General features: G+C 29.7%; 20 protein-coding genes. 13 read left to right on the forward strand and 7 right to left on the reverse strand.

What is annotated here, in order from left to right; genetic code table 11:
- Positions 1 to 17 precede the first annotated feature (17 nt).
- The 3 genes from NQ543_RS08760 to NQ543_RS08770 all read left to right on the forward strand — a co-directional run bounded on the left by NQ543_RS08760 (position 18) and on the right by NQ543_RS08770 (position 3,555).
- A complete protein-coding gene (locus tag NQ543_RS08760) occupies positions 18 to 401 on the forward strand; it encodes a CoA-binding protein (protein ID WP_039903497.1) in 384 nt (127 codons plus the stop codon).
- 50 nt (positions 402 to 451) lie between these two features.
- Positions 452 to 1,999 (forward strand): amidohydrolase, encoded by a 1,548-nt coding sequence (locus tag NQ543_RS08765; protein ID WP_004608884.1) that lies wholly within the window; start codon positions 452 to 454, stop codon positions 1,997 to 1,999.
- A gap of 191 nt (positions 2,000 to 2,190) precedes the next feature.
- Positions 2,191 to 3,555, forward strand: coding sequence for a sodium-dependent transporter (locus NQ543_RS08770; protein WP_004608885.1), 1,365 nt, complete (start codon positions 2,191 to 2,193; stop codon positions 3,553 to 3,555).
- A 46-nt stretch (positions 3,556 to 3,601) separates the two neighbouring features.
- Here NQ543_RS08770 and NQ543_RS08775 read toward each other — a convergent pair whose 3' ends face one another.
- A complete protein-coding gene (locus NQ543_RS08775) occupies positions 3,602 to 4,360 on the reverse strand; it encodes an exodeoxyribonuclease III (RefSeq protein ID WP_004608886.1) in 759 nt (252 codons plus the stop codon).
- A gap of 113 nt (positions 4,361 to 4,473) precedes the next feature.
- Between NQ543_RS08775 and NQ543_RS08780 the strand changes: the two genes are divergently transcribed.
- The gene (locus NQ543_RS08780; RefSeq protein WP_039903498.1) at positions 4,474 to 4,935 is read left to right on the forward strand and encodes a TspO/MBR family protein; all 462 of its coding nucleotides are present in this window, start codon (positions 4,474 to 4,476) and stop codon (positions 4,933 to 4,935) included.
- Between the two features lie 20 nt (positions 4,936 to 4,955).
- Here the strand turns inward: NQ543_RS08780 and NQ543_RS08785 are convergent, their stop codons facing one another.
- Positions 4,956 to 6,272 (reverse strand): NCS2 family permease, encoded by a 1,317-nt coding sequence (locus tag NQ543_RS08785; RefSeq protein WP_004608888.1) that lies wholly within the window; start codon positions 6,270 to 6,272, stop codon positions 4,956 to 4,958.
- Between the two features lie 316 nt (positions 6,273 to 6,588).
- On the opposite strand from NQ543_RS08785, the gene NQ543_RS08790 reads away from it, so the two are divergent.
- Complete coding sequence (locus NQ543_RS08790) at positions 6,589 to 7,749, forward strand: IS110 family RNA-guided transposase (RefSeq protein WP_004608890.1); 1,161 nt, start codon at positions 6,589 to 6,591, stop codon at positions 7,747 to 7,749.
- A gap of 215 nt (positions 7,750 to 7,964) precedes the next feature.
- Here NQ543_RS08790 and NQ543_RS08795 read toward each other — a convergent pair whose 3' ends face one another.
- From NQ543_RS08795 to NQ543_RS08810, 4 genes are read right to left on the reverse strand one after another with little or no spacing between them, the layout of a single operon-like run.
- Entirely contained in the window at positions 7,965 to 8,369 is a 405-nt protein-coding gene (locus NQ543_RS08795) for an MG284/MPN403 family protein (RefSeq protein ID WP_004608891.1), read from the reverse strand.
- Positions 8,370 to 8,417: 48 nt separating this feature from the next.
- On the reverse strand, positions 8,418 to 9,152 hold the full coding sequence (locus NQ543_RS08800; RefSeq protein WP_004608892.1) for a tyrosine-protein phosphatase: 735 nt from the start codon (positions 9,150 to 9,152) through the stop codon (positions 8,418 to 8,420).
- A gap of 56 nt (positions 9,153 to 9,208) precedes the next feature.
- Positions 9,209 to 9,853: a TatD family nuclease-associated radical SAM protein gene (locus NQ543_RS08805; RefSeq protein ID WP_004608893.1), complete on the reverse strand. Its 645-nt coding sequence runs from the start codon at positions 9,851 to 9,853 to the stop codon at positions 9,209 to 9,211.
- A 13-nt stretch (positions 9,854 to 9,866) separates the two neighbouring features.
- Positions 9,867 to 10,685: a pyridoxamine kinase gene (locus tag NQ543_RS08810; protein WP_004608894.1), complete on the reverse strand. Its 819-nt coding sequence runs from the start codon at positions 10,683 to 10,685 to the stop codon at positions 9,867 to 9,869.
- A gap of 142 nt (positions 10,686 to 10,827) precedes the next feature.
- Here NQ543_RS08810 and NQ543_RS08815 point away from each other — a divergent pair, with 142 nt between their 5' ends.
- Positions 10,828 to 11,427 (forward strand): peptidylprolyl isomerase, encoded by a 600-nt coding sequence (locus NQ543_RS08815; RefSeq protein ID WP_004608895.1) that lies wholly within the window; start codon positions 10,828 to 10,830, stop codon positions 11,425 to 11,427.
- A gap of 19 nt (positions 11,428 to 11,446) precedes the next feature.
- Here the strand turns inward: NQ543_RS08815 and NQ543_RS08820 are convergent, their stop codons facing one another.
- Positions 11,447 to 12,799: an MATE family efflux transporter gene (locus NQ543_RS08820; protein WP_004608896.1), complete on the reverse strand. Its 1,353-nt coding sequence runs from the start codon at positions 12,797 to 12,799 to the stop codon at positions 11,447 to 11,449.
- 596 nt (positions 12,800 to 13,395) lie between these two features.
- Here NQ543_RS08820 and NQ543_RS08825 point away from each other — a divergent pair.
- From NQ543_RS08825 to trpA, 7 genes are read left to right on the forward strand one after another with little or no spacing between them, the layout of a single operon-like run.
- Positions 13,396 to 14,862: an anthranilate synthase component I family protein gene (locus tag NQ543_RS08825; RefSeq protein ID WP_004608897.1), complete on the forward strand. Its 1,467-nt coding sequence runs from the start codon at positions 13,396 to 13,398 to the stop codon at positions 14,860 to 14,862.
- Positions 14,859 to 15,428 (forward strand): anthranilate synthase component II, encoded by a 570-nt coding sequence (locus NQ543_RS08830; protein WP_004608898.1) that lies wholly within the window; start codon positions 14,859 to 14,861, stop codon positions 15,426 to 15,428. The genes NQ543_RS08825 and NQ543_RS08830 overlap by 4 nt, the downstream gene beginning before the upstream one ends.
- A 3-nt stretch (positions 15,429 to 15,431) precedes the next feature.
- Positions 15,432 to 16,463 (forward strand): anthranilate phosphoribosyltransferase, encoded by a 1,032-nt coding sequence (gene trpD, locus NQ543_RS08835; protein WP_004608899.1) that lies wholly within the window; start codon positions 15,432 to 15,434, stop codon positions 16,461 to 16,463.
- Entirely contained in the window at positions 16,460 to 17,242 is a 783-nt protein-coding gene (gene trpC, locus NQ543_RS08840) for an indole-3-glycerol phosphate synthase TrpC (protein ID WP_004608900.1), read from the forward strand. Before trpD ends, trpC begins: the two co-directional genes overlap by 4 nt.
- Positions 17,239 to 17,850 carry a phosphoribosylanthranilate isomerase gene (locus tag NQ543_RS08845; protein WP_004608901.1) on the forward strand — a complete coding sequence of 204 codons (612 nt, stop codon included), beginning with the start codon at positions 17,239 to 17,241 and terminating at the stop codon, positions 17,848 to 17,850. The genes trpC and NQ543_RS08845 overlap by 4 nt, the downstream gene beginning before the upstream one ends.
- Positions 17,843 to 19,033: a tryptophan synthase subunit beta gene (gene trpB, locus NQ543_RS08850; RefSeq protein ID WP_004608902.1), complete on the forward strand. Its 1,191-nt coding sequence runs from the start codon at positions 17,843 to 17,845 to the stop codon at positions 19,031 to 19,033. Before NQ543_RS08845 ends, trpB begins: the two co-directional genes overlap by 8 nt.
- On the forward strand, positions 19,026 to 19,793 hold the full coding sequence (trpA, locus tag NQ543_RS08855; protein ID WP_004608903.1) for a tryptophan synthase subunit alpha: 768 nt from the start codon (positions 19,026 to 19,028) through the stop codon (positions 19,791 to 19,793). Before trpB ends, trpA begins: the two co-directional genes overlap by 8 nt.
- Positions 19,794 to 19,839: the final 46 nt, after the last annotated feature.

The following is a 19,839-nucleotide window of genomic DNA, read 5'->3' on the forward strand; positions in this document are numbered from 1 at the left end:
AGCAAAGGAGAATTAATATGGAAGCAAAAGAAATTTTATTAAACAAACAAAACTTTGCTGTTATTGGTGTAACTACTAATCAAGAAAAATATGGTTATAAAATATATCAGCGATTAAAAAAATTAAATAAAAATGTATATGGTGTTTCCCCAATTTATAATGAATTAAATGGAGAAACAATTTATCCTAATTTATCTAGTATTGATAATCAAATAGATGTTGCTGTTTTTGTTGTTAATCCCAAAATAGCACTAACATATATTGAGAAATGCAAAAAATTAAAAATAAAACATATTTGGTTACAACCAGGTACTTATGATGATAACTTGATCAAAATAATTAAAGAATCAAAACTAAATTATTATCTTAACTGTGTCTTAGTTGAAAGTGAAAATATGTAAATTATTACATATTTTTATTTTAACAGTCTATACTAAACTAGGAGGTATGTATGAAAACATTATATTATAATGGCGATATCTTAACTATGGAAAATACTAGTTATGAAGCTATCTATGTTGAAAATGGTTTAATTAAAAAATGTGGTAATTATAAAGATTTAAAGCAATATATTTCTAGTGATGTTAAGTTAGTTGATTTAAATAATAAATGCTTAATGCCGGCATTTATTGATAGTCATAGTCATGTTGTAGCATTAGCTAAAACACTAAATCTAGTTGACTTAACTAAATGTACTAGTATTGACGAAATTATTGAACAATTCAATAATTTTATTAAAATAACTCATTACCCCGAAAACAAATTGATAGTTGGCTTTGGCTATGATCATAACTTCTTAAAAGAACAACGTCATCCCCACGTAAGTGAACTTGATAAAATACCTTATCCTACATTAATTTCACATGCTTCAGGCCACATGGGTGTTATTAATCATAAAGCTATGCAATTATTAAAGATTGATGATAATATTAAAGATCCAATTGGCGGCAAATATGGACGTGATGAAAATAACCAATTAAATGGTTATTTAGAAGAACAAGCCTTTATTACCACATCATCTAAAATAAATATTTCTGTTGATTTAAAAAAACAACTTTTAGATGCCTTAAATATATATGCAAGTTATGGTATTACTACTTTACAAGAAGGCTATATAAAAAAAGAAGAATTTAATTTACTAGATACATTAGCTAAAGAAAATAAATTGTTTCTAGATATAGTTGGATATGTGGACATAAAAGATAATCAAGAAATATACCAGCAAAATAAAGCTTATCATCAGTATCAAAATCATTTTAAATTAGGAGGTTACAAACTATTTTTAGATGGCTCACCACAAGGTAAAACTGCTTGGATCTCGAGACCTTATGAAAATAGTAATGATTATTGTGGTTACCCAATTTACCAAGATAAGGAAGTAGAAAATTACGTTAATACAGCATTAAAACACCACGTACAATTAATTACTCATTGTAATGGCGATATGGCTGCAAAACAACTATTAGATGCTTTTAAAAACATTCCTACTGACACTCGCCCAGTAATGATTCATTGTCAAACTTTACGACCAGATCAACTACCACAACTAAAAAATATTAATATGATTCCTAGCTTTTTTGTAAATCATATTTACTATTGGGGTGACATTCATCTAAAAAATTTAGGCAAACGCGCTAAAAAAATCTCATGTATCAATAGTGCTTTAAAACATGATCTAATATATACTTTTCATCAAGATACACCGGTAATTATGCCAAATATGTTGGAAAGTGTCTGGTGTGCATGTAAACGCATTACTAAAAATGGTATAATTTTAGGTAAAGATGAAAGAGTTTCTGTCTATGATGCTTTAAAAGCAGTTACTATCAATAGTGCTTATCAATATTTTGAAGAAGAGTATAAGGGATCAATTAAAGAAGGAAAACATGCAGATTTGATTATTTTAGATAAAAATCCATGCAAAGTAGAAATTGATGAAATTCTTGACATTAACATTTTAATGACCATCAAAAATGGAAAAATCATCTATCAAAAATAATATATATAAAAGCAATTACTATTAAATATAATAATTGCTTTTTAATTTAAAAAAATTAAGTTTTTTTATTCTTTTTACAAATATATAAGACAAATTTTACCAAAATATAACAAATAAATAATAAACCGTTGACTTTATAATTACCTTTTTATTATAATAAAGCATGAGAAAATAACATATAGGAGAAACAAATGGAAACAAAAAACAAACGTAGTACCTTTTCAGGACAACTAGGCTATGTAATGGCAGTTGCAGGATCTGCAGTTGGTCTAGGAAATATTTGGCGCTTTCCATATTTAGCAGCCAAATATGGTGGAGGTATTTTTTTATTGACTTATTTTATCCTTGCAGTTACTTTTGGTTTTGCTTTATTAATAAGTGAAACTTCTTTAGGAAGAAAAACTAAAAAAAGTCCAATCGCTGCATATAAAAAATTAGGAGCAAAAAAACTTCGAATTGGAGGATGGTTAAATGCTATTGTACCAATGCTGATTGTCCCTTATTATTGTGTTGTAGGTGGCTGGGTATGCAAATACTTATTTGAGTATATTAAAAATAATGCTGCCAATTTAGTTAGTAATAATTATTTTTCAAATTTTTCATCATCATCTATTCAACCAGTTTTATGGTTAATTGTTTTTGCAATACTTGTTTTTGTCGTTGTATTGCTAGGAGTTGAAAAAGGAGTTGAAAAGTGCAGTAAAATCTTAATGCCAGCTTTAATTATAATGGCTATTTTTATTGCGGGATATACATTATTTACACCTGGTGCAATCGAAGGAGCAAAATATTATTTAATCCCTGATTTTTCGAGATTTTCAATTATGACAGTAGTTGCAGCTATGGGACAAATGTTTTACTCACTTTCAATTGGAATGGGAATCTTATTTACATATGGCTCATATATGAAAAAAGAAATTGATATGGAACGTTCAATTACTCAAGTTGAAATTATGGATACAGTTGTTGCTTTTTTAGCTGGATTAATGATTGTACCTGCAGTTTTTGCTTTTTCCAACGGTGATCCAAATACATTAAATGCTGGACCATCATTAATGTTTATAACTTTACCAAATGTATTCAACAGTATGGCATTAGGTAATATTATTGGAATTGTGTTCTTTTTATTAGTTTTATTTGCAGCATTAACATCTGCAATTTCATTAATGGAATGTTGTGTATCAATTATTCAAGATCGTTTTGATCTTTCTAGAAAAAAATGTTGTACAATTATTTTAGCAGGCATCCTTATTTTAGGAATTCCTTGTTCTCTAGGTTTTGGTGTACTAGATTTTATTAATCCACTTGGTTTAAGCATTCTTGATTTCTTTGATTTTATGACTAATTCAATTATGATGCCAATTTCAGCTATTTGTACTTGTTTATTAATTATAAAAGTTACTGGATTTAAAACAGTTATTAATGAAGTTGAAATTAGTTCTAAATTTAAACGTAAAAAAGCTTATTTATTTTGTATGAAATATATTGTAGTTCCAGGATTAATTATTATTTTATTAAGTTCAATCTTGTCTACAATTGGAATTATTTCAATCTAAACAAAAAGATGAATTATCGTATCTTGATAATTCATCTTTTTTATTATTAATCAAGTTCAATATCTAAACCTACTGGACAATGATCACTTCCCATAATATCTTTAAAAATATAAGCATCTTTAATTTTCTCTTTTAAACAATCAGATACAATAAAATAATCAATTCGCCATCCAGCATTATTTTTACGAGCATTAAAACGATATGACCACCAAGAATAAGCTCCTTGTAAATCAGGATATAAATATCTAAAAGTATCAATAAAACCATGATTCAACAATTGAGTCATTTTAGCTCTTTCCTCATCACTAAATCCAGCATTTTTACGATTAGTCTTAGGATTCTTTAAATCAATTTCTTGATGAGCTACATTAAGATCTCCACATAATATAACTGGCTTTTTTTCTTCCAATGATTTTAAATATGCTAAAAAATCATCTTCCCAAACTTGGCGGTATTCCAAACGTTTTAAGCCATCTTGACTATTAGGCGTATAACAATTCACCAAATAAAACTTATTATATTCTAAAGTGATTACACGTCCTTCTTGATCATGCTCTTCAATATTAATTCCATAACTATAACTAAGAGGTTTTACTTTTGTAAAAACTAAAGTACCACTATAGCCTTTTTTTACAGCACTATTCATATACAAATAATACCCATGATCTTCTATTTCAATCTGTCCCTCTTGCATCTTTGTTTCTTGAATACAAAATATATCTGCATCAAAATCTTTTAAAATATCATAAAAACCTTTATTGATACAAGCTCTAATTCCATTTACATTCCACGATATTAATTTCATCTATACTTACCTCACTTACTAGATTATATCTTAATTACTATTTATATGGAAATAATATGAACAAATTTTTATAATTCTATAGTTATTTGTCAATAATATTATTGGTGATACTAATGAAAAAATATAAATATATTATTTTAAATATTACAATCTCTCTTGGCATTGGTGCTTTAAGCGTTCTTTTAACAATGAATTCTATGGATTTATATAAAAAAATAAATATCCCTAAAATAGCACCACCAAGTATTGTTTTCCCTATAGTTTGGACTATTTTATATATTTTAATTGGACTTGCAAGCTACTTAATTCATCGAGAAAAAAATAATAATAAAGAATCAGCCTTAATTTTATACTATTTTTTATTAATACTTAATTTTAGTTGGCCTATAGTTTTTTTTAATTATCAAAACTTTCTTTTAGCTTTAGCAATTTTATTAGCTTTAAATATCTCTACTATTTTTTTAATTTATCTTTTTTACAAAATCAAACATAGTGCCGCTTATCTTTTACTTCCATATTTTATCTGGATTATTTTTGCACTTTACTTAAATTTCTGGATATTTTTGCATAATTAAAAGGCTTATTAAAAGCCTTTTTAAATAAATGCAAAATATAAAACAAACACCAGAATCAATATCCATACGATTGGTTTAATATCTTTTCCTTTTCCAGCAACAACACTAGTAAGACCATAGACAATAAATCCAAATGCAATTCCATCAGAAATCGAATACGTTAAAACCATTATAATTACCGTAATAAAACCTGATGAAGCATAGATAATATCATCCCAATCAATACCACCTAGTTGACTTGCCATAGATATTCCTACAGCAACTAAAGCCGGTGCCGTAACAGCACTAGTTACCACACTTAATACCGGTGCAAAAAAGATTGATAACAAAAATAAAACTGCTGTAACACAAGCTGTTAATCCCGTTCTTCCACCTGCTTCAACTCCAGCCGTAGATTCGACAAACGAAGTAACTGTTGATGTTCCAAGAATCCCACCAATTACCGTTCCAACAGAATCAGCAACTAATGCTTGTTCAATATTTTCAAGTTCACCATTTTGATCAACTAAATTAGTTTTATTAGCAACAGAAATCAAAGTTCCTGCAGTATCAAAAAAATCAACAAATAACAATGAAAATAAAGCAACGACACAATCAGGATGTGAAAATAGTTCACCAAAGCCATTCATAAATAATCCAAAACCGCTTGTATCTAAATCAAACGAAACAATAGCACTAGGCATTTTAGGCATACCTTCTACACCAAATAACCCAAAAATAATTCCTACAACAGCCGTAATGACCAAACCATAAAACACAGCTGCCGGAACCTTTTTAGCCATCAAAATAATCGTAATCAATATACCAAATAATGCCAATAAAACAACTGGATTTGTTAAATCTCCTAACGCGACAAACGTCGAATCACTTCCAACGATAATTCCAGCATTTTTAAAACCAATAAAAGCAATAAAAAATCCAATCCCAGCTCCAATCGATAACTTTAATTGATGAGGAATAGCATTAATAATTGCTTTTCGAATACCAGTAACCGAGATAATTAAAAAAATCAATCCTGATACCACAACTGCAGCAAGTGCAGCTTCGGGACTATAACCCATAGTAAGAACTATGGTATATGTAAATAATGCATTTACACCCATTCCTGGTGCTAAAGCAACTGGATAATTTGCAAGTAAGCCCATTATCAAAGTTGCAATTCCAGCTGATAGAGCTGTTGCTAAAAAGACACTATCATAAGATAATCCTGCTTCTTTTAACATGGTTGGATTAACTGCTAAAATATAAGCCATTGCTAAAAATGTTGTCACACCTGCAATAACTTCTGTTTTAATCGTTGTTCCTTTTTCTTTTAATTTAAACAATTTTTCAAACATCTATTATTCTCCTTTTTTTCCTGGTATATTGAAGTTACTCATACAAAGAGTAATAAATCTAATATACCAATTCTCCTTTCTACCTGAATTATTTGGTATCACTTCAGGTTGTGTTAAAATGTGTAATTGTGAATGTGGATTTGTATTTTTTTCCTTATTGCTTTGACTTTTCAGAAAGGATCTTACCACTTCTTTGTATCGCATTTATTATTAGTTGTATGAGTCTTTTGAATTCTGAACACACCAGGTTTTTGATACCTTTGAAGTGGATCTGATTTCACAATCACAAATCATCTTAAGAAAGGAATTGATAATTATGAAACTTGTTGGAATTGACATTGCCAAATATAAACATGCCGCTTTTATCATGGATGCTTCTACTGGCGAATCTTTATGTGATCCTTTTTTATTCAAAAACAATAAAGATGGATTTCAAAAATTTTATGACGAACTTAATAAATACACACAAGATGAACTTTTAATCGGTATGGAAGATACAGGACACTATAACTTTGCCATTGAAAGCTGTTTATTGGCTAAAGGTTATAAAGTTGCTTTAATCAATCCTATTACCACTAAGAACCTTAGAAAAGCTTCTTTAAAAACTGTTAAAAGTGATAAAGAAGATGCTATTTTAATTACCAAAGCTCTCCTAGATAAAGATTACTATCGCATCATCTCTATTCAAGATGAGAAATTAAAGGAGGCCAGAGAATTAACTCGCTATCGTACACAATTGACAATTGAAATGAATCGTAAGAAGAATATTCTTCAAAGACATATTGATATTGTTTTTCCTGAATTTAATACATTATTTAATAATGAATACACCATTACATATTTAAATATTTTAAGAAAATATGGTGATGCCTATACCATTGCACATACAGATATTCGTTCTTTAAGAAAATGTTTTAAATACTGTAATATCTTCTCAGCAGAAGACTTAAAAGAATTAGCTTCTAATTCTGTGGGTATTCATGATGTTTCTATTTCTTTTATCATTCAATCGGTTATTTCCAGTATTGATTTAATAAACTTTCAAATTGAAGAATTAGATAAAAAAATAGAAGAACTCGCCATCACACAAGATTCTTCTATCACATCAATACCAGGAATATCAATTATTACTGGTACTTCTATTTTAGCTGAACTTGGTGATATAAGTAAATACTCAAATGCAGGAAAATTAATTAAATTTGCAGGTGTGAATCCATATATCAGTGAATCTGGCGAATTTTCAGCTGATAAAACAGCCATAACCAAGAAAGGTTCTAAATATCTAAGGGCAACACTTTATCGAGTCATCATACCTGTAATACGCCACAACCCTGCATTTAATAACTACTATCATTTAAAACGAAGTCAAGGCAAAGGACATCTTTGCGCTTTAGGTCATTGTGTAAGAAAACTTTTAAGAATCATTTATCATCTTGAAATAAATCATATTACTTTTGATATAAATTCTCTTAAATAATCAAAACATTTATCGAACTAAATTCTATTAAAATAAGCTATTTTTACGATAGTTCTTTTTAACATTTTTTCATTCACAATTTCAAAGATCAAATACTATATTTTCAAGTAATTTATTTTCATACTATTTCATAATCTACTACTTGACTTTAATATAGTTGTCTTTCTCATTATATCTTAAATTATAACCATTTCAAGAAAAATAATAATGTTACCTCAATAAACATTTACATAAAATAAAAATTCCTCCAAAGCCCTTGTTTTTAACCGATAATAAGTTGCACGACTATAATAATCAACCCACCATTCATTTTCTTTTTGTTCAACATACTCATTAACAATAATCAATTGACTATCATGAGACAATGCCTTAATAATCATTTCAAACGAAGAAATTAAACTCTTTAACTCATCTTTATCCTCAATTCCACTATTTAAACGTTCTGCCATAGATTTCTTATATTGATTCTTAGTCTCTTTAATTACACTTGTACTTACTTGAGGATAATAATTCATATTTTCTAAACAATACAATCTTAACTTAGCTCGATGATATTGCTTAAATAAACTCTTAACTACAGCTTGCTTTTGTTTAAATGTTAACGTATTTGTTCCCTTCATAAAAAACCTCCTATTATCATATACACTATAAATAGGAGATTTTCTTCATTAAATTATAAAATTTTCGATTATATCCATAATTTTCTCTTCATCAAAACCACAACTAATCAGATATTCTTTAGCACTACCATAATTACTTCTTAAATAATCTAGTAACTCCATCATCATTCGTGGCTCGGATTCTAAATAAACATGATTTTTAGCATCAATAATTTTTTCTAATTCTGGAATCAAACTCAAATTATTTTCATAAGATTCTGAATAATCTTTAACAATATCATATTCATGACACCCTGCTAAATCTAATAATAATGCAGCAACTACTCCAGTTCGATCCTTACCAGCTGAACAATTAAACATAATTGCATCATAAGGATGGTCATAAAAGACTTCAAAAAGTTCTTTAAATTGCTCTTTATTAGCCTCTAACATATAAATATAAAAACCAGCTAAATCTTTATAATTTGCAATTTCCTTAGGCAAAACATTTAAATTTTTAGTTTTCATTAAATCAATTCTAATATATTCAATATCCTTATATCCAATAAGTGAACTAGGTTGTTGTTCTATTTCAAAATCACTTCTTAAATCAATTTGTAATCTAATTCCATAATTATACAAATATTCCTTTTCTTCATCCGTTAATTTACTAGGATTAGTAGAACGAATAAATTTGTGACTTTTAGTATAATATCCACTTTGTGTTTCATAACCACCTAAATCACGAATATTCGTCATACTTTCAACTTGTAACATTCTTTCTTCTCGACTTAATTGCATCATTGTAAATACCTCACTTGATAAACCATTATATCACAAGAACTATTAATAAACAATTTTTACTCTTCAAATGGACGCACTCTCAATACAACATTTAAATCATCTGCAATTTTTTGACATTTAGTAATTTTTTCTTTTCCAATAATATCAACTACTGTTAAAACAACATTTTTTACATGCTTTTTTGATTTTGAAGCAAAATCCAACATATGATCAAAAGAATCAATTCCATATTTAGATCTAGTTATTTGATAATATTCTTCTTTATTAGGCGCATTTAAACTAATTGATAATGTATCAATCAAATTTTCAAAATCAGGCGTAATATCTCTATTTAAAGCAACAGAAGCTAATCCATTAGTATTAATTCTAATTGGCAAATCACTTCTTTTTGACTTTAAATATCCTGCTACTTCCATCACATCATCATGACGAATCAATGGCTCTCCAAAACCACAAAATACCACTTCTTTAAAATCATTCAAATTATATTTTTCAAACTCATCAATAATCATTTCAACTGATGGCTCATATTCTAACCATAACGAATTATCCTTGATCATCTGTTTAGTATTTCTTAGACAAAACGTACACGCTAGAAAACAACGATTAGTACAATTCACATAACAAGTGACACCTGTTAAATCATTTAATTCCTTAATGTCAATATAACTATTTTCATATAAAGTATACAAAATTACCATTTTACTTTCCCCCTTATAATTCTTTTAAAAACGGTTCAAAACATAAACCTAAATGATTATCAACACCAAGTTCTTGACTATATTTAATACATTTCGAAGCAAAATCAGCAGCTACCACTACGCTTTTATAAAAATCCTGTTCTAATAAATATTTTCCAGCAATAACACCACTAATAACATCACCCGTTCCACTTCTTTCCTCCCCAATTTTTTCCACTTCAACAATACGATATTTTTTACCTTCTTCATAAACAAAATTAATCAACTTATTTTTAACATTTATTCCTGTTACAACGATCATTTTTGCTCCTTTATCCACTAAACATTTACACATTTTTTCTAACTCATCATAACTAGGAATCTCACTTGGATATTCAATATCTAAAAGAGCATATAATTCTGTAAGATTCGGTGTTAAAATTGTTGCATATGGAATCAATTCACGCATTTTAGCTTGCATTTGAGGCGTATAAGTTTTATATAATTTTCCATGGTCCCCCATTACTGGATCAATTAATACAAATGTATCTTTTTGTTTAAATGTTTTGATAAAATCAATTACTATTTCTATTTGTTTACTTGATCCTAAAAAACCTGTTACAATTCCATCAACTTCTAAATTAATTTGTTTATAAGTATTAATATAATCATTCATCTTACTTGTATAATCGTCAAAAAAATAATTTGAATGATAAGTATTAATTGACAAAATTGCAGTTGGAATAAAAACACATTCTATTGACATCGCTGAAATAATTGGTAGTTGTGCAGCAATTGAACAGCGACTATAGCCCGTTATATCATTAATTAAAGCAATTCTTTTTTGTCTCATAAAAAACCTCTTCTTTCATTGTCATTTATTTTATCATATTTTTATAACATTTAATCATGTCAGTTTTAATTATTTTTATATGGACAAGTAATATTATTTTTTTGTATAATAATATATACAGAGAAAAAGAAAAGGAGAAACTATGAAAAAATTATTTAAATTTGGGATGGTTATGCTTCTAGCTATTAGTTTAGTAGGATGCGGTGGTGACAATGATTCAAAAGATAAAAAAGATGATTTATTAAGTGGCAATCATCATGCAGTAATTGATGTTAAAGATTATGGTGTAATTAAAGTAGAATTAAACGCTGATGAAGCACCAATTACTGTTACTAATTTTGTTAAACTTGCTAAAGATGGATTTTATGATGGTTTAACATTCCATCGAATTATTAATGGTTTTATGATTCAAGGTGGTGATCCTGAAGGAAATGGTACAGGAGGATCTGATGAAACAATCAAAGGTGAATTCAGTGCAAATGGTGTTGATAATGTTTTAAAACATACTCGCGGTGCTATTTCTATGGCTCGTTCACAGGACTATGATAGTGCAAGTTCACAATTTTTTATCATGCATGAAACTAATGCCTCATTAGATGGTCAATACGCTGTATTTGGTTATGTATATGAAGGAATGGACGTTGTTGATAAAATTGCTACAAGTGTTCCTGTAACTGATAATAATGGTACAGTTGAAGCACAAAACCAACCAGTAATTAATTCAATTAAAATAACAGATTAAAAAAATCAATGACTTTTTGTCACTGATTTTTTTTATGCATAAAATTCTTTTTTAATGATTGAATAAATAATATAACTGTAATTACAAACGCACTAAAATCTGCAATCGGTACAGCAATAAATATTCCATCTAATCCAATTAAAGAAGACAATAATAACATTACTGGAATCAAAATGATTATCTGACGTAACAAATTCAAAATACTAGCTACTTTTATTTTTCCAATACATTGAAAATAATTAGCTGCCATAATTTGAATTCCTAACACCGGTAAACAAATAAACCAAATTCTAATTGCTTTAGTTCCTAAAGTAATTACCTCAACTTCATCATTAAACATTCTAATAATCGTATCAGGTAATAACTGTACAGCTAAAAATCCAATCAACGCAATAATTGTTCCACCAATTATTGAATATTTCAAAGTTTCAATAACTCGATTAGGTTTATTAGCTCCATAATTATAACTAATTAATGGCTGTTGACCTTGCATCAAACCAGTTAACGGCATTTGACAGATTGTTTGAAAACTTGTAATAATCCCTACTGTTGATATTGCAATATCTCCACCATATTTACCTAAACTGCTATTTAAAATAAAATTCAAAATACTATTGGCCATCTGCATTAAAAAAGCTGGTATTCCCGTTTTAATAATATCAATTGAATACTTTGCTTTTAATCTTAAATGTTCTAAATCTAATTTAATTAAAGAACGATTAGAACATAAATAACAAAGTTGCCAGATCATACTTAAAAACTGCCCACCAATCGTAGCAATTGCAGCTCCTTGCATTCCCATATTCATTTTCATAATCAAGATATAATCAAATAAAATATTAAAACCAGCTCCAATTAATTGAGATATCATTGCATTTTTAGGGTTTCCCTGAGCTCTAGAAAAATTATTACCACAAATTGCAATACATTGAAAAACAGCTCCAAATAAAATAATTGATAAATAGTCACTTGCATATGGCAATACTTGCTTACTTGAACCTAAAATTTCCAAAATTGGATTAATAAATATATTTCCAAATATTGTAAAAATAATCCCAAAAATAACTGTAAGTATTATCGCATTTCCTTGATAAATTGCCGCATGATCCTTCTTCTTCATACCAAGTGAAATACTAAAGCGTGTTGCTCCTCCTACTCCAATCATTAATGATATAGCCATTAATACCAGTGTAATTGGATAACTAATCGTAATTCCGGCTATTCCTACTGCTCCTAAGCCAGGAGCATTACCAATAAACATTCTATCTACAACATTATATATTGCATTTACAAGCATTCCGATAATTGCCGGCACACTAAATTCTATTAATAACGGTAATACATTTTTACTCTCCATTCGTTCATCATTCACTTTATTACCCCCTTTAAATACCCTTATTAAATTCTTTGATAACTCTTAATTATTATAATCCATCAACAAAATGTGTCAATGACAAACATCTTAGATAAAACATATAAAAATCTCATAAATATTCTAATCAAAGAATTATATATTTTGTTTTTTTAAACTTGTATATTTTGTTTTTTTAAACTCCTATTGACAGAATAGATAAAAAATAATATATTATAAATAACTAAATAAATTAAACCGTTGAAGAGGAGATAACGGCAATGATGCCTTTACAGAGAGCCTGAGATGCTGAGAGTCAGGTAAGAAACAAGTTGTCAAATGGACCGCTGAGGGCGCAGTCAAATGTGATTTTCACAAAGTATTCTGCGACGTTGTAGGCAGACGTCATTTGCCGGGGATATGTTGGTATCCTGCTAAGTGCATAGGGTCATTCCTATGAATCAAGGTGGCACCGCGGATAGTGTTTTTATCATTGTATTATTCGTCCTTGACAGATTTATTATTCTGTCATGGGCGTTTTTGTTTACTTAAAACTCCTTTGACAGTAATAAGTTAAAGGAGTTTTTCTTTATAAAATTTTATAGGGGGTAAAAAATATGAAAATTTCACCAAATTTTAGTGAAGTAAAAAAAATTGCAGCAATAGGTAAGTATAATATACTACCTATCAGCTGTGAAATTTTATCAGACTTCACAACACCAATTGAAACGATGAAAATCCTAAAAAACGTATCAACACACTGCTATATGCTTGAATCAGCTTATACAGATGATAAATGGGGACGATATACTTTTTTAGGTTTTAATCCCAAACTTGAAATTACTTGTATAAATGGAGAAATGAAAATTGGTAATTTCAAGATAAAAACAAATTGTCCATCAAATTACTTGCGTCAAATTCTTGCAGATTACAAAAGCCCTAATTTTGATTATCTACCGCCTTTTACCGGTGGTCTTGTTGGATATTTTTCGTATGATTATCTTAAATACAGTGAACCTTCGGTTAAATGTAATGCACAAGATCTTGAAGATTTCAAAGATGTTGATTTAATGCTTTTTGATAAAGTTATTGTCTTTGATAATGTTAAACAAAAAATTATTCTTATTGTTAATATGTCACTAAATGATCTAGAAACAGGATACAATAAGGCAGTTATGGAAATAAACCAACTTGTAGAACTTATCTATAAAGGTAAGAAAAAAATTGAACCTAATGGAAAATTACTTGGAGAAGTTACACCACTTTTCAATAAAGAACAATTTTGTAGTATGGTCGAAAAAGCCAAATATCACATTCATGAAGGCAATATTTTTCAAATCGTACTTTCTAATCGACTATCAGCGCCTTTTGAAGGTAGTCTTTTAAATACTTATCGTATTCTTCGTACCATCAATCCTTCACCTTACATGTTTTATTTTTCAGGTACTGATGTAGAAATAGCTGGTGCATCACCAGAAACTTTAGTAAAACTAGAAAATGGAATTTTACATACCTTTCCTCTAGCAGGAACCAAACCACGTGGTAAAAATAAAAAAGAAGATAAAACACTTGAAATTAAATTACTAAGCGATGAAAAAGAACTTGCTGAACATAACATGTTAGTAGATCTTGGTAGAAATGATTTAGGTAAAATAAGTAAGTTTAATACAGTAAAAGTAGAAAAACTTCATTCTGTTGAACGTTACTCTCATGTAATGCATATTGGCTCTACAATCCGCAGTGAGATTAGTGATAAATACGATGCTTTAAATGCTATTGAAGCAGTACTACCAGCTGGAACACTTTCTGGTGCACCTAAAATTAAAGCCTGTCAGCTTATAGATAAATTAGAAAATAATAAACGTGGCATTTATGGTGGAGCCATTGGATATATTGATTTTACTGGAAATATGGATACCTGTATTGCTATTCGCATTGCTTACAAGAAAAATGGCAAAGTATTTATAAGAAGTGGAGCAGGTATTGTTGCTGATTCAATTCCTGAAAAAGAATTTGAAGAATGTATTAATAAGGCTCAAGCTGTTATTAATGCCTTGAAAATTGCAAGGGAGGTAAACATATGATTTTATTAATAGATAATTATGATAGTTTTTCATATAATCTCTATCAATTAATTGGTGAGATAGATCAACATATAAAAGTTGTCCGTAATGATGAAATAACAATAGAAGAAGTAAAAAAACTAAAACCTGACCGAATAATTCTTTCTCCTGGTCCTGGTAGACCTGAAGATGCTGGAATCATCATTGAAATTATTAAAAAACTTGGTAAAAATATTCCAATTCTTGGCGTTTGCCTTGGTCATCAAGCAATTTGTGCTGCATTTGGCACAACCATCACTTATGCAAAAAAACTAATGCATGGTAAACAATCCAAAGTAAAATTAGATACCAATTGTTTACTTTTTAAAAATTGTCCTGAAATTATTCCAGTAGCAAGATATCATTCTCTTATAGCAGATAAAAATACTATTCCTAAAAGCCTAAAAATAACTGCTTTTACTCTTGATAATGAAATAATGGCAGTACAACATAAAAAATATCCTATCTACGGCGTTCAGTTTCATCCAGAATCAATCATGACACCTAATGGTATAACTATACTTAAAAATTTCATTAAGGAGATATAAATTATGATTAAAGAAGCTATTATAAAAATTGTAAATAAAAAAGACCTCTCTTACAATGAGGCTTATACTGTAATGAACGAAATAATGAGCGGTAAAACAACTTCTACTCAAAACGCTGCCTTTCTTGCAGCATTATCAACAAAAAGTGCTAGAGCCGAAACAACTGATGAAATTGCCGGCTGTGCTACAGCAATGCGAGAACATGCAATAAAAGTAGAAACTGGGATGGAACTTTTCGAAATCGTCGGTACTGGAGGTGATAATGCCCAAAGTTTCAATATTTCAACTACCTCCGCCATTGTTATTGCAGCTGGTGGAATTAAAGTTGCAAAACATGGAAATCGCGCAGCTTCTTCAAAATGTGGAACTGCTGATTGTCTTGAAGCATTGGGGGTAAATATTGATCAAAGTCCTAAAAAATGCATTGAACTTTTAAATAAAGTCGGTATGTGTTTCTTCTTTGCTCAAAAATATCATACTTCAATGAGATATGTCGGTGCCATCCGTAAAGAACTTGGCTTCCGTACCGTATTCAACATTCTTGGACCTCTTACTAATCCAGGTACTCCTACGATGCAATTACTTGGTGTATATGATGACTATCTTGTTGAACCACTCGCCCAAGTTCTTATGAACCTTGGTATTAAACGAGGCATGGTCGTATATGGACAAGATAAATTAGATGAAATTTCTATGAGTGCTCCAACTACCATTTGTGAAATTCATGATGGTTGGTTCAAATCATCTGTTATTACTCCTGAAGATTTTGGCTTTAAACGTTGTACAAAAGATGCTTTAAAAGGTGGCAGTCCACAAGAAAATGCTAAAATCACGCTTGCTATTTTAAACGGTGAAAAAGGACATAAAAGAAATGCTGTTTTAATGAATGCTGGAGCTGCATTATATATTGGCGGTAAAGCTAATAGCATAAAAGATGGTATTGATCTTGCTACAAATTTAATTGATTCAGGTAAAGCATTAAAGACTTTAAATAAACTTATTGAAATAAGTAATTATCCGGAGGCAGAAAAATGACAATTCTTGATCAAATTACCAACTACACAAAAAAACGCATAGAGCAAACAAAAAAGAAAACACCACTTGAACAAATTAAGCAACAAGCTTTATTACTTCCTAAAGGTGATTTTGCTTTTGAAAAAGCCCTTAAAAAAAATGATATTTCTTTTATTTGTGAATGCAAAAAAGCATCACCTTCCAAAGGAATCATCGATCCAAATTTCCCATACTTACAAATTGCTAAAGAATATGAAGCAGCCAACGCTGATTGTATCTCTATATTGACTGAACCAAAATGGTTTCTTGGAAGTAATGAATATCTCTATAAAATTGCCAATACCGTTTCGATTCCTTGTTTACGCAAAGACTTTACTATAGATGAATATATGATTTATGAAGCAAAAGTGCTAAAAGCATCTGCAATACTTTTAATTTGCTCTATCTTAAAAGAAAAACAAATTAAAGAATATCTCAATATCTGTAATACTCTTGGTTTATCTGCTTTAGTGGAAGCACACAGTGAAGATGAAATAAAAATAGCTTTAAATGCTGGAGCACGAATCATTGGTGTAAATAATCGTAATCTTAAAGACTTTTCAGTAGATATAAACAATAGTCACAAACTTCGTAAACTAATTCCTCCGGAAATCCTTTTTGTCTCTGAAAGTGGTATCACTAGTAATGAAGATGTTACAAAACTTCGTGAAATTGGTGTGGATGCTATATTGATTGGTGAAACATTGATGAAAGCTTCTGATAAAAAAACAACATTAGCCAATTTAAGAGGTACGATATGACAAAAATAAAATTATGCGGTCTTTCTCGACCTTGTGATATAGATGTTGTAAATAAACTTCATCCAGAATATATTGGTTTTGTTTTTGTACCAAAAAGTAAACGTTATATTTCATTTAAAAAAGCAGCTAAATTAAAACAACAACTTGACTGTCAAATACAGACAGTGGGCGTATTTACAAATGAAAACATTGAAAATGTTGCTAATTTATTAAATAAAAATATCATTGATATTGCACAGCTTCATGGAAATGAAAGCGAAGAATATATCAAACAACTAAAAACACTTACTAATAAACCTATTATTCAAGCATTTCAAATTACTAAAAAAACTGATATTAACATAATACAAAATAGTATCGCAGATTATATCCTACTTGACTCAGGAGAAGGTACAGGAACTGTTTTTGATTGGAATTTAATAACAAAACTTAAACGACCTTATTTTCTTGCCGGAGGTTTAAACCTCGATAACATTGAAAATGCAATCAACTTAACTAAACCATATGCTATCGATGTTAGTTCCGGTATTGAAACTAATGGATTAAAAGATAAAACAAAAATGGCAGCCCTTGTTGCCACTATTAGAAAGGAAGAAAAATATGACTAACCCTAATGGACGCTTTGGCATTCATGGTGGACAATATATTCCAGAAACACTAATGAATGCCGTAATCGAACTAGAACAAGCATACAATTACTATAAAAATGATCCTAAATTTAACAAAGAACTAACTGAACTTTTTAACGAATATGCAAATAGACCCTCAAAACTCTATTTTGCTAAAAAAATGACCCAAGATCTTAATGGTGCAAAAATATATCTTAAACGTGAAGATCTAAACCATACAGGAGCTCACAAAATCAATAACGTACTTGGTCAAGCCCTTTTAGCAAAAAAGATGGGAAAAACCCGTCTTATCGCTGAAACAGGTGCTGGTCAACACGGTGTTGCTACTGCTACAGCTGCTGCTTTGATGAACATGGAATGTGTTATTTTTATGGGAGAAGAAGATACTATTCGTCAAGCTCTCAATGTATATCGCATGCGTTTGCTTGGAGCAAAAGTTATCCCTGTAAAAACTGGAACAGCAACACTCAAAGATGCTGTATCTGAAGCTATGCGAGAATGGACTTCGCAAATTAATGATACCCATTATTGCCTTGGTTCAGTTATGGGACCTCATCCATTTCCAACTATCGTTCGTGATTTTCAGGCTATTATTTCAAAAGAAATCAAAGAACAAATCTTAGAAAAAGAAGGTAGATTACCTGATGCTATTATCGCCTGTGTAGGTGGTGGATCTAATGCAATTGGAAGTTTCCATCATTTTATTAAAGAAAAAAATATAAAATTAATTGGCTGTGAAGCTGCTGGTAGAGGAATTGATACATTCAAAACCGCTGCTACTATAGCTACAGGTAAACTTGGAATATTCCATGGTATGAAATCTTATTTTTGCCAAAACAATGATGGTCAAATCGCTCCAGTTTATTCTATTTCTGCGGGACTTGACTATCCTGGTATAGGCCCTGAACACGCTTATTTACACGATTGCAAACGTGCTGAATATGTTGCTATTAGTGATGATGAAGCAGTTAATGCTTTTGAATATTTAGCTAAAACTGAAGGAATAATTCCAGCTATTGAATCAGCTCATGCCATTGCATATGCAATGAAAATTGCTCCAGCAATGCCTAAAGATAAAATTATAGTAGTCACTTTATCTGGTAGAGGAGATAAAGATTGCTCTGCTATTGCTAGATATAGAGGGGAGGATATTCATGAATAATATTAAAAAAGCCTTTAAAAATGGTAAAGCATTTATACCATTTATTACTTGCGGTGACCCTGATTTAAAAACTACTGAAGAAACAATCAATGCTGCTGTAGAAAATGGTGCTGATCTTATTGAACTTGGAATTCCATTTTCTGATCCAACTGCTGAAGGTCCGGTTATTCAAGGAGCAAATCTTCGTGCGTTAAACGGAGGTATTACTACAGATAAAATTTTTGCTTTTGTAAAAAAAATTCGTAATGATATAAAAATTCCGATGGTCTTTATGACTTATGCCAATGTTGTATTTTCTTATGGGGCAAAGAAATTTATTTCTACTTGTAAAAAAATTGAAATTGATGGTATTATTATTCCAGATTTACCCTTTGAAGAAAAAGAAGAGTTTCTGTCTCTTTGTCAAGAATACGATGTTGCTTTAATCTCACTCATTGCTCCAACCTCAAAAAATCGTATCGCAATGATTGCCAAAGAGGCAGAAGGTTTTTTATATATTGTTTCAAGTCTTGGTGTCACTGGTATACGAAGTGAAATTAATACTGATCTTGCTTCTATTATTAAGATTGTACGTGAAAATACTGATATCCCCTGTGCAATTGGCTTTGGCATCTCTACACCTAAACAAGCAAATGAAATGGCTAAAATTGCAGATGGGGTTATCGTAGGTTCTGCTATTATCAAATTGCTTGAAAAATACGGAAAAGATGCTCCAAAATATATTGGACAATATGTAAAATCCATGAAAGAAGCGTTATAATGATGTAAAGAGCGTATAATTTACCATACGCTCTTTATATTTTTAT

The organism is Thomasclavelia spiroformis DSM 1552, assembly GCF_025149465.1.
Classification (GTDB): domain Bacteria; phylum Bacillota_I; class Bacilli_A; order Erysipelotrichales; family Coprobacillaceae; genus Thomasclavelia; species Thomasclavelia spiroformis.